Origin of the sequence: Haloferax profundi (assembly GCF_001469865.1) — an archaeon.
Classification (GTDB): Archaea; Halobacteriota; Halobacteria; order Halobacteriales; family Haloferacaceae; genus Haloferax; species Haloferax profundi.
On the sequence record NZ_LOPV01000645.1, the window covers coordinates 1 to 9,907 of the forward strand.

Sequence of the window (9,907 nt, forward strand, 5' to 3'; positions counted from 1 at the left end):
CCCGGTCGAGACACAGGGCCTCGTCGCCCTCGAAGCCAACGCCTGCGGGACGCCCGTCGTGGGTGTCGACGAAGGTGCATTGGAAGATACAATCGTCGATGGCCAGACGGGATATCACTACGAGTCTGGCGACGTAGACGGCTTCAAACGGGGAATCGAGCGGGCGTTGTCCGAGCAGGAGGCACTCAGTGCGCGGTGTCTCGAACGCCGCGACGAGGTGAGCGTCGAACACTCGGTCGATAGTCTGGCGGCGCTCTACGACCGACTCCGATAAGAGAAGAGACCGACTGTGAAGCCGCGTTAGTCGCGGTTTTCGAGTGCGTCGGCGATGCGGCGCAGTTCGCGGTTCACGTCACGAACTTCGTCGCGGAGTTGCCGAACTTCGCGGACGAGTGCCTCGTTGTCGCCGCCACTCTGTTCTGGGTCGCGCTGGCTTGCGCCCATGCCGCCGCCGCCCATTCCGCCAGGGCCGCCGCCGCCCATCATGCCGCTCATCATCTGTGCGAAGGGGTTGCCGCCGCCCATGCCGCCGCCGCCCATTCCGCCAGGGCCGCCGCCCATCATCTCTTCGGGGGACGGTCGCTCACCGTCTTCGCGTTCTTGCTCGCGTCGCTTTCGAATCTCTTCGACCCGCTCGCGGAACGACTTCTCTTCTTCCTCTCCAGATTCGTTCTCGTCGGGTGCCTGCGTCTCGTCTGCGGGTTCGTCGTCAGCCATGGTCGCGGGTTAGCCGTCCACCCGGAAAGTGCTGACGGTCTCTCAGAGGTCGGTCGCCGAACGCGCTACTGCCGGCGTTCACCCGAACGCACCGAGACTCGACTGGAGGTTGCGGTCGGTTCCGCCGCGTTCGAGTTCGTACCCGACGAGCGAGCGCATGTCGACGGCGTAGGTGGTACCGCCGTTTTCGACGACGAGCACCCGGCCTTTCACGCCGCGGACCGTCCCCGTGGCGATGGTCTCTGCGACCGGACTGTCCGAGAGGTCGAGTCCGTAGTCGAACGAGAACGTGTCGATGGGGTCGAACTCGGCGAGGAGTTCGTTCCACGCCGCGGTGTCCACGTCGCGACCGAATCCCGAAATCTTGGTCGGCACGCGAACCCGGTCGGTCAGGTCGGTGGCGAGTTCTGCTTCGTACTCGCGGGCGACGCGCCCGTCGGAGAAGGTTCGGATGTGCGCGGCGCGGTCTGCACCTTGCTCACGGAGGCGCGTTTCGAGTCGCCAGAGGCGGGTGACGCCGACTTTGAACGTGTTCGGGGCGAAGGCGGCGAGGTAGACGGCGTGGTCTTCGTAACAGTCCATCTCGTCTTTGAGACACGTCCCGGTACACTTCGCACAGACCCACGTGCTTTGGTGGTCGTGGCAGTACGGTGCGCGGGCGTTGTCACACGAGATGTGGTGGCCGTCGTGGGTCGTCCCCGCGCAGTGACGGTCCGCGAGGCGGTAGTCGAGGTCGGTTCCGGGGTCGAGTTCGACAGAATCGATGCCGTCGCTCGTGCTCACGTAGAGGGCGGGCGTCCCGGTGTCGTACCCGACGACCTGCACGAATCAGGGTACGAATCGGTGGTAGAAAGGTGTCTCGCTCTCGGGAGACGTTACTCGTATTCGGCTTTCAGTTCGCCGTACAGTTCCTCGGCGGCGCGGCGAACCGCGTCGTCGCTCGACCCGTCGGGTTCCCACCCGAGTGCGGAGAGTTTCTCCACGGAGAGACGCATCTTTGGCACGTCACCGGTCCACCCACGGTCACCGCCGGTGTACTCGTAGTCGGGGTCGAGACCCATCACGTCGGCGACGATGTTGGCGATGGTCGTCACGGACGTCGTCGTCCGGGTGCCGAGGTTGTAGACGTTGTAGTCGCGGTCGGCGTTCTCGACGACGTGGCACATGGCCTCGACGCAGTCTTCGACGTGGAGGTAGGACTTCTCCTGTCGGCCGTTGCCGAGGATTTCGAGGGTCTCGGGGTCTTCCAGCAACTTCTCGATGAAGTCCGGGATGACGTTCCCGCGTTGCTTCGGCCCGACGATGTTGGCGAAGCGGTACATGTAGACCGTGAAGTCGTACGAGTGGGCGAACGTCGAGAGGAGTCCCTCGTCGGCGAGTTTGGACGACCCGTAGATGCTGATGGGTTCGAGTGGCGCGTAGTCCTCGGGCGTCGGGCGCGGTGCCTCGCCGTAAACCGTCGACGACGACGTGAAGGCGATGTTCGTCACGCCCACCTCTTGCATCCGTTCGAGGACGTTGTACGTCATCTCGGTGTTCTCTTCGAAGAGTTGTCGGGGATTCCCGTAGTTCGTGTCCGTGTAGGCGGCGAAGTGGAAGACGATATCGAGGTCTTCGGTGACGACGGTGGCCACGTCGTCGGGGTCCGTCATGTCTGCTTGGACGAACGCCACGCCGTCGGGGACACGTTCGCGGGTCCCCTTCGACAGGTCGTCCGCGACGACGACGTCGTTGTCCGCAGCGAGATGGGCAGCGATGTGAGAACCGACGAGACCCGCGCCTCCGGTCACGAGGACGCGCTTGTCAGAGAGTGTTAACGACATGTCTCAGATGATTCGACCGAGTGGTAAGTCCGTTTCCCCTTTCGATGTACTCACGATGCACCGGCGTCGGGAGGGCGGGAGGACGGTCACGAACACGAGACATCCGTCAACTCCTCGCTCAACTCCCACAGTTCCCGAACGAGTGCGTCGTCGGTGGCGAGCGGCGAGGGTTCTTCGGGTGCGCAATCAGAGAAGTACTGGCCACTGGTACCTTCGACTGCGGGCGACGCAGCGAGGTACACCGTGGTCTCAGCGCCTGTCGCCGGCGTATCGGCGAACCCGCCGACGAGTCGGTGGGGAAGGAATGACAGCAGACCCACTCCGAGGCGAACCGGAATCGACGCTTCCCGCCACAGACGACTCGACGGGACGAGTCCGGGGTGACAGCAGTTCGCCGTCGGGCCGTCGAGACGGCGGGCGAGACCGACCGTGAAGAGGATGTTCGCCAGTTTCGACCGGGCGTAGGCGTCGAGGCCGTCGTAGTGGTCTACCGTCGTCACGTCGAACGTGCCGTCGGCGCGTGGGTGAACGCCCGAGGAGACGGTGACGACGCGACCATCCTCGGAGAGGACGTCACGCAGGTCGTGCGTGAGGACGAACGGTGCGAGGTGGTTGACGGCGAACGTCTTTTCGACGCCGTCCGCGGTCAGTTGGCCCTCCGAGAAGTGTGCTCCGGCGTTGTTCACGAGGATATCGAGGCGGTCGGTTCGGTCACGAACCTCGTCGGCGAGGCGGTGGACAGTCTCTCTTTCCGCGAGGTCGGCGCGGAAGAAGATAGCCTCACCACCGGCGTCGTCGATGGCCGATGCGACCTGTCTGCCAGCATCGCTGTCTCGGCCGTGGACGAAGACAGTCGCTCCCAATCGGCCGAGTGCGAGCGCCGTCTCGCGACCGATTCCGGCGGTGGACCCGGTGACGAGTGCGGTCCGGTCCGAGAGGTCGATTCCCTCGACGCCTGCGCCGACCTCCGGTCTGTGACTCATACGGGGTGGTGGGCCGTCATCGGTGATAAACCTCGGGAGGGTGACGAGTCGCGTAGAAGGTGTCGAACCCACGGCGACGTTCCGAAAGCACCACTTTCCCCCGTCGTCTTCGAAGAGACATGCAAGACGAACCCGAAGTCGCCGTCCTCCGGTACGGGCACCGGCCGGGACGAGACGACAGGATGACCACACACGTCGGGTTGACCGCGAGGGCACTCGGTGCCGACCGGGTCATCTTCCCGGACAACGCAGGCCAGTCGCTGGAGACGGTCGAAGACATCACTGGGCGGTTCGGCGGGCCGTTCACCGTCGAACTCACCGACGGACTCAACGGCGTCATCCGCAACTGGGAGGGCAAAATCGTCCACCTCACGATGTACGGCGAGCGTGTCCAAGACGTGGAAGCAGACGTCCGCGAGGCGCACGCCGAAGAACCCCTCCTCGTGGTCGTCGGCGGCGAGAAAGTCCCGTTCGAAGTGTACGACGAAGCGGACTGGAACGTCGGCGTCACCAACCAACCGCACTCGGAAGTCGCCGGCCTCGCCGTCTTCCTCGACAGACTATTCGACGGGCGCGAACTGGACCGCGAGTGGGAAGACGCCGAGAACAGAGTCGTCCCGATGGCGACGGGGAAGAAAGTCGTCCCGGCCGACGAAGAGTGAGCACGTTATAACAGTCGAGACGGAGACGCACTACCTGTCTCGCCCCCGAATCGTCCCGCCACCGGCCGGTTCTCCGTGTGCGCGAGAGTAATAAGACTTAATGGCGTTCCTGACGCCATTTCGGACAATGGCTTTTGAGGAGTTACTGAACGACCCTGTTATCCAGAAGTACCTCCACGAGTTGGTTGGGCCGACGGGGATGCCAGTCGCTGCGGCACCCCCGGACGGCGAGGTAACCGACGAAGAACTCGCCGAAGAGCTCGGCTTAGAGCTCAACGACGTTCGTCGCGCCCTCTTCATCCTCTACGAGAACGACCTCGCGTCGTATCGTCGCGTCCGCGACGAAGACTCTGGATGGCTCACCTATCTCTGGACGTTCCACTACGAAAACATCCCGGAGAACCTCGAAGAAGAGATGTACCGGCTCTTAGAGGCGCTCGAAGAGCGTCTCGACTACGAACGTAACCACGAGTTCTATCTCTCTGAACCCGCCGGCATCCGCTTCGAGTTCTCCGAAGCGATGGAACTGGGCTTCCAGTGTCCCGAGACGGGAGCACCACTCGAACCGATGGACAACGTCGACCTCGTGGAAGCGATGGAACACCGCATCGACGAACTGCGAGACGAACTGAACGTCGAAGTCACGGGTACGAACTAATCGATGGTCGTACTCGCAACGAAGTGTTACATCGACGGCGACGCACGTGACCGCGCGCTCGACAGCCTCACGTCTCTCGTCGCCAACGACATCGGCAGCCTCGACGTGGACTACGACATCGGCGTCCGCGACGACGACTTCATCTCCGTGACCGTCTCGGGCGACGACGAAACCGTCGCACGGAACGTCCTCCGGGAGGAGTGGGGCGAAGTCACGCCACACCTCACCGCTGGCGAGACGTACGTCGGAACGCTCGAACACTGGGACGACGACGGATTCGTCCTCGACGCCGGACGAGAGATTCGTATTCCGACCGAAGAACTCGGCCTCGGACGCGGGTCTGCGACGCAGATTCGCGACCGGTTCGGCCTCGTCCAACACGTCCCGCTCTCGTTCGTCTACGGCGGCGAAGACGAGCCATCTCGCTTGGCCGACGAGACGGTCGACCGACTCTACGACTGGACGCGTGGAAGTGGCCGCGTCAACGTCAACAGCGCGACACGCGGCGAAGTCCGCGCGACGGTCAACCGCGCCGGACACGCCAACGACATCGTGACCGTCGAACGACTCGGTCTCCTCGAACAGAGCATCGTCTGTAAAGACCAGACCGACCCGCCGGGACTCCTCGCGAGCATCGGGTCGTACCTGCCGTCGGAACTGAAAGCAGTCATCGGCCAGTAAGACGATGAACAGACGACTCCTCGTCGGCGTTGCAGGGCTCGCCCTCCTCCTCGTCACCGCGGGGTGTCTCGGCGGCACGTCGAGCGTCTCGAACGAGCGTCTGGACTCCGAGCCCACAGCGTCGTACGCGTGGGACGCCGAGACGGACGCCCACATCACGGTCCAGCAGAACGGACGGTTCCGTGCGGTGTACGAGGTCAACTCGTCGTCGGTCGAACTCTACCGGTTCGACGGGTTCGGCAGCAGGACGCCGCTCCCAGTCGAATCGCTCCGGTACCGCTATCCGAACGGGACCGTCGTGAACGGGACAGAACTGAAAGCCCGCGGCGGTGACGTGACGCAGAATAACCGCATCACGAACGTCACGCTCCCGGCGGACGCCGACAGCGAGGGCAAACTCGCGTTCACCTCGTCGTCGACGCCGAAGCGGTTCTCGCTTCCCGTGCTCGTCGAGGGGTCCTACGAGGTGGTGTTGCCGCCGGACCGACGCGTGAGTTTCCCGATATTCGGCTCGGTTCGTCCGCAGGGCTACGAGACAGAACTCGTCGGCGACCAGTTGCACATCACGTGGACCGACGTGACCGACGGCAGCGTCGTCGTCCAGTTCTACCTCCAGCGTGACCTCGGTATCTTCGCCGCCGTCGCGGCCGTCTCACTCCTCGTCGGCGGGGCCGGGATTCTCTACTATCGCCGGCAAATCGAGGCGCTTCGCGAACGCCGCGAAGAACTCGGCCTCGACGTGGAAGACCGCGACCGGAAGCGGTAACGAAACACGCCGGTGCGGACGCCTTTTTGCTTGTCACGACCCTAGGCCGGAGTATGCAAGCCGCCGTAGTCACCGTGGGCGACGAACTGCTCGCCGGGGACACACAGAACACGAACGCGACGTGGTTGTGCAAACAGTTGACTGAGCGAGGCGTCACCGTCGAGCGAGTCACGACGCTCCCCGACCGAATCGGCGACATCGCTCGCGTCGTCAACGAATATCACGCGGAGTACGACGCCGTGATTGTTACGGGCGGACTCGGCCCAACCCACGACGACGTGACGATGGACGCTGTCGCCGCCGCATTCGGGCGGTCACTGGAACGCAACGAAGAAGCAGAAGTGTGGTTGGAGACGAACGGTGGCTACTCGGCGAAAGACCTCGTGGACGGGACGACTGACCTCCCTGCCGGGGCGCGGATGCTCCCGAACGACGAGGGTGTCGCTCCCGGTGCAGTGCTGGGTTCGGTCTACGTCCTGCCGGGCGTCCCCCGTGAGATGAAGGCGATGTTCGATAGAGTCGCCGACGAGTTCACCGGCGAACAGACGCACGTCCGGTTCGTGCACACGTCGGAACCCGAGAGTTCGCTCATCGAGCGATTCCAAGCGGTCCAATCGACGTTCGACGTGACAGTCGGAAGCTACCCCGGCGACCACGTCCGCATCAAACTGGCTGGCGGCGACGAGGACACCGTCGAATCAGCGGCAGCGTGGCTCGAAGAACGAGTCGACATATTCGAAGAAGCGTAGGCCGGTCAGCGCTGGAGGTACCAGAGCCACCCGGCGGTCATCAGGATACCCACGAGGAGGACGGTTCCGGCCGTCTCCGACATCGGCAACACCTGCTCGGCTACTTCTAGCGGAATCATAGATGACAATTGCCCCGTCCCCTTGTTAAACGATGAGGTTCCGGCGACAGTCAAGTCGCACAGAATACACGACAGTACCCGTCGCCACGTGGTCAGAGTAACCGCGTCGTCAGAGTAACCGCGTGGTCGAAGTCGCCACGTCATCGGGGTGTTTTTGCCGTGGGCGTGGGTTCGTTCGAGTATGCGAATTGGCGTCGTCGTCAACCCCGTCGCGGGGATGGGAGGCCGAGTCGGGTTGAAGGGGACCGACGGAAAGGTCGAAGAGGCCAAAAAGCGGGGTGCCGAGCCACGAGCACCAGCACGTGCCTCTCGGGCACTCTCTCGACTGTACGACGCCGAACCGGACACTGAGGTTCTCACGTGGGGTGACCCGATGGGTGCATCTCTCGTCGAGGACGCAGGGTTCGACCCGGAGGTGCTCGGCGAACCCGATGGCGACGAGACGGATGCGTCCGACACCACTGCCGCAGTCACCGCCTTCGTCGATGCTGGCGTGGACCTCGTGTTGTTCGTCGGCGGAGACGGCACGGCCGCAGACGTCGCTGACGCCCTCGACGGGAGCGACGTGCCGATGCTCGGCGTCCCCGCCGGTGTGAAAGTGTACTCGTCGGTGTTCGCTATCTCGCCGGAAGACGCCGCCGTCGTTGCGACCACGTTCGAGCGAACGGAGGCCCGCGAAGTCATGGATATCGACGAGGACGACTATCGGGCCGGCGAAGTTCACCCGGAACTCAGGGCAGTCGCACACGTCCCCGTCGCAGAAGATTTGCAATCGTCGAAACAGACGAGTACCGGCACGGTAGAGGCCCTCGCGGCCGGCGTCGCCGACGACATCCGTGCAGGAGAGGGCGTCACGTACGTCCTCGGTCCCGGAAGCACCGTTGGGGCCGTCAAAGCCGAACTGGGTATCGACGGGTCGCCCCTCGGGGTGGACGTGTATCGCGACGGGGAGGTTCTCGTCCGCGACGCCACAGAAGCGGAGATTCTGGAGCACCTCGGCGAGCGGAACGTCATCGTCGTCACGCCCATCGGCGGACAAGGGTTCGTCTTCGGCCGCGGAAATCCGCAACTGTCTCCGGATGTGATTCGTCAGTGTGACGTGTCTGTCGTCGCCTCACGGTCGAAGTTGGACACGATTCCGGTCCTCCGCGTCGATACCGACGACACGGAACTCGACGAGGAACTCCGCGGGTGGACGAAAGTCCGTGTCGGCCGCGTCGAACGACGGATGATGAAAATCGAGTAGCGCCGCCTCGAGAACCTGGACCGAGAAGTGCTCTAGTACGAGTAATTATGTGAAAGGTGAATCCCCAATCATTGTTCACTAAGGTTGGCATATAGTGGGATTTAAGGTCATTGAATGGCTGTCAGTCACCATGGAAACCCGGAAAGTCCAGCGTCTCGGTCCCTCCACGCTGGCGATGACGCTCCCAGCGGAGTGGGCCAAGGAACACAACGTCGACAAGGGCGACGAAGTGTCGATTCGAACCAGTGGCAAAGGCACGCTGACTGTCCTCCCCGAATCGGTCAGCAACGAAGATTCGAAGGCGACGATTCGAGCGGACAACCTGAACGCAGAGGCCCTCGAACGGGCAATCGTCGCACAGTACGTCCTTGGGCGGCGCGTCATCCACATCGAAAAGAGCGAAGGCGCACTCGACTCCGACCACATCAACGCCGTCTACAAAGCCGAGACGCAACTCATGGGTCTCGGCGTCATCGAGGAGACGCCGGAGCGAATCGCAATTCGCTGTTCGGTGGATGCGGAAGACTTCAGCCTCGACAACTTGCTCGAACGACTGGAGAACACGGGCAGCACGATGCGCGGGGAGGCCGTGAAGGCACTCGCCCACGGCAACCCTGACCTCGCACAGCGCGCCCTCAATCGCGAACGGCAGGCGAACAAGATTTTCGTCCTGTTGCTCCGCCTCATCTTCACCTCGTACCAGAACCCGAACCTCGCCCGAGCGGTCGGACTCGACTCCGGATTCCCGCTCATCGGGTACCGCGCTGTCGCCAAGAACCTCGAACTGACGGCCGACAACGCCGAGGACATCGCCAACATCGTCATGGACGCCGACGGCCACACCATCGACGTCGACCAGTCCACGATGCGGCGCATCCGTGAGTTCACCGACCACGTCGACGAAATTACGAAGACGGCGGTTCGGGCCGTCGTCGAACGCGACTACGACCTCACCATCGAGTGCCGTGAACTCTACCGCGAAATCGGTGACCGCGAACGCGACATCCTCAACGACCTGCCGGAGATGGAAAACGAGAAACTCCTCCAGATTCGGGAGGTACTCGTCAGTCTCCAGCAGACCGCACAGTACGCCATGCGGAACGCCGAAATCGCGGCGAACCTGGCGCTCAACGAAGAGTCAGAACACGTCACGCTCGACTGAGCGACGAGGCTCAGTCGGCGAGAACCTCTACTTCTTTGCGGTCGTCGGCGGTGGTCGATTGCTTCTCGCCGGTCAGCGGATTCCGACTGGCGATTCGGCAGTCGAACGCCGGATGCTCACCCAGATGGCGGATTATCATGTGCCGCCGCGACCCGGTGATTCCGGTTCGGCCGACGTCGTCCGCGTCGAACGTCTCGGGCAAGCGCTTGTACAGGCGTCGCAGTTCCTCGAAACTGGCGAACACTTTCGCGTTCCCAGTCGAGTCTGCGCCACGTCTGGAGACGACGTAACTGCCGTCCTGCCGGTACTCTCCGGCGGTTCGGAAGAACTCGCGTTTCTCG

Annotated in this window: 13 protein-coding genes; 8 read left to right on the plus strand and 5 right to left on the minus strand. The window is 63.3% G+C overall.

Annotated elements, in window-relative coordinates; genetic code table 11:
* On the plus strand, positions 1-274 hold a 274-nt coding region (locus AUR66_RS18325; RefSeq protein ID WP_157533229.1), incomplete at its 5' end, for a glycosyltransferase.
* 26 nt (positions 275-300) lie between these two features.
* On the opposite strand, the gene AUR66_RS22350 is transcribed toward AUR66_RS18325, so the two are convergent.
* From AUR66_RS22350 to AUR66_RS18345, 4 genes are all read right to left on the minus strand, one after another.
* A complete protein-coding gene (locus AUR66_RS22350) occupies positions 301-717 on the minus strand; it encodes a hypothetical protein (RefSeq protein WP_058573577.1) in 417 nt (138 codons plus the stop codon).
* A gap of 78 nt (positions 718-795) precedes the next feature.
* Positions 796-1,542: a DUF2797 domain-containing protein gene (locus AUR66_RS18335; protein ID WP_058573578.1), complete on the minus strand. Its 747-nt coding sequence runs from the start codon at positions 1,540-1,542 to the stop codon at positions 796-798.
* Between the two features lie 50 nt (positions 1,543-1,592).
* A complete protein-coding gene (locus AUR66_RS18340) occupies positions 1,593-2,540 on the minus strand; it encodes an NAD-dependent epimerase/dehydratase family protein (RefSeq protein WP_058573579.1) in 948 nt (315 codons plus the stop codon).
* A gap of 86 nt (positions 2,541-2,626) precedes the next feature.
* Positions 2,627-3,523, minus strand: a complete 897-nt coding sequence (locus tag AUR66_RS18345; protein WP_082682283.1) for an SDR family oxidoreductase — start codon at positions 3,521-3,523, stop codon at positions 2,627-2,629.
* 119 nt (positions 3,524-3,642) lie between these two features.
* Here AUR66_RS18345 and AUR66_RS18350 point away from each other — a divergent pair, with 119 nt between their 5' ends.
* The 7 genes from AUR66_RS18350 to AUR66_RS18380 all read left to right on the plus strand — a co-directional run bounded on the left by AUR66_RS18350 (position 3,643) and on the right by AUR66_RS18380 (position 9,566).
* On the plus strand, positions 3,643-4,185 hold the full coding sequence (locus AUR66_RS18350) for a tRNA (cytidine(56)-2'-O)-methyltransferase (protein ID WP_058573580.1): 543 nt from the start codon (positions 3,643-3,645) through the stop codon (positions 4,183-4,185).
* 127 nt (positions 4,186-4,312) lie between these two features.
* Positions 4,313-4,843: a transcription factor gene (locus AUR66_RS18355; RefSeq protein ID WP_058573581.1), complete on the plus strand. Its 531-nt coding sequence runs from the start codon at positions 4,313-4,315 to the stop codon at positions 4,841-4,843.
* Positions 4,844-4,846: 3 nt separating this feature from the next.
* On the plus strand, positions 4,847-5,524 hold the full coding sequence (locus AUR66_RS18360) for a DUF2110 family protein (RefSeq protein ID WP_058573582.1): 678 nt from the start codon (positions 4,847-4,849) through the stop codon (positions 5,522-5,524).
* A 4-nt stretch (positions 5,525-5,528) separates the two neighbouring features.
* Positions 5,529-6,290, plus strand: coding sequence for a DUF5803 family protein (locus AUR66_RS18365; protein WP_058573583.1), 762 nt, complete (start codon positions 5,529-5,531; stop codon positions 6,288-6,290).
* Positions 6,291-6,343: 53 nt separating this feature from the next.
* Entirely contained in the window at positions 6,344-7,039 is a 696-nt protein-coding gene (locus tag AUR66_RS18370; RefSeq protein WP_058573584.1) for a competence/damage-inducible protein A, read from the plus strand.
* Between the two features lie 300 nt (positions 7,040-7,339).
* A complete protein-coding gene (locus AUR66_RS18375; protein ID WP_058573585.1) occupies positions 7,340-8,404 on the plus strand; it encodes an ATP-NAD kinase family protein in 1,065 nt (354 codons plus the stop codon).
* A 130-nt stretch (positions 8,405-8,534) separates the two neighbouring features.
* On the plus strand, positions 8,535-9,566 hold the full coding sequence (locus AUR66_RS18380; protein WP_058573586.1) for a phosphate uptake regulator PhoU: 1,032 nt from the start codon (positions 8,535-8,537) through the stop codon (positions 9,564-9,566).
* 10 nt (positions 9,567-9,576) lie between these two features.
* Here AUR66_RS18380 and AUR66_RS18385 read toward each other — a convergent pair.
* Positions 9,577-9,907, minus strand: a 331-nt coding sequence (locus tag AUR66_RS18385) for a DUF7528 family protein (RefSeq protein WP_058573587.1), incomplete at its 5' end; no start/stop codon positions are given.

Excerpts from the sequence above, each read along its gene's own strand:
- AUR66_RS18380 (WP_058573586.1), top strand. The coding sequence starts at position 8,535 with ATGGAAACCCGGAAAGTCCAGCGTCTCGGTCCCTCCACGCTGGCGATG.
- AUR66_RS18345 (WP_082682283.1), bottom strand. The coding sequence starts at position 3,523 with ATGAGTCACAGACCGGAGGTCGGCGCAGGCGTCGAGGGAATCGACCTC.
- AUR66_RS18350 (WP_058573580.1), top strand. The coding sequence starts at position 3,643 with ATGCAAGACGAACCCGAAGTCGCCGTCCTCCGGTACGGGCACCGGCCG.
- AUR66_RS18360 (WP_058573582.1), top strand. The coding sequence starts at position 4,847 with ATGGTCGTACTCGCAACGAAGTGTTACATCGACGGCGACGCACGTGAC.
- AUR66_RS18355 (WP_058573581.1), top strand. The coding sequence starts at position 4,313 with ATGGCTTTTGAGGAGTTACTGAACGACCCTGTTATCCAGAAGTACCTC.
- AUR66_RS18370 (WP_058573584.1), top strand. The coding sequence starts at position 6,344 with ATGCAAGCCGCCGTAGTCACCGTGGGCGACGAACTGCTCGCCGGGGAC.
- AUR66_RS18340 (WP_058573579.1), bottom strand. The coding sequence starts at position 2,540 with ATGTCGTTAACACTCTCTGACAAGCGCGTCCTCGTGACCGGAGGCGCG.
- AUR66_RS18365 (WP_058573583.1), top strand. The coding sequence starts at position 5,529 with ATGAACAGACGACTCCTCGTCGGCGTTGCAGGGCTCGCCCTCCTCCTC.
- AUR66_RS22350 (WP_058573577.1), bottom strand. The coding sequence starts at position 717 with ATGGCTGACGACGAACCCGCAGACGAGACGCAGGCACCCGACGAGAAC.
- AUR66_RS18375 (WP_058573585.1), top strand. The coding sequence starts at position 7,340 with ATGCGAATTGGCGTCGTCGTCAACCCCGTCGCGGGGATGGGAGGCCGA.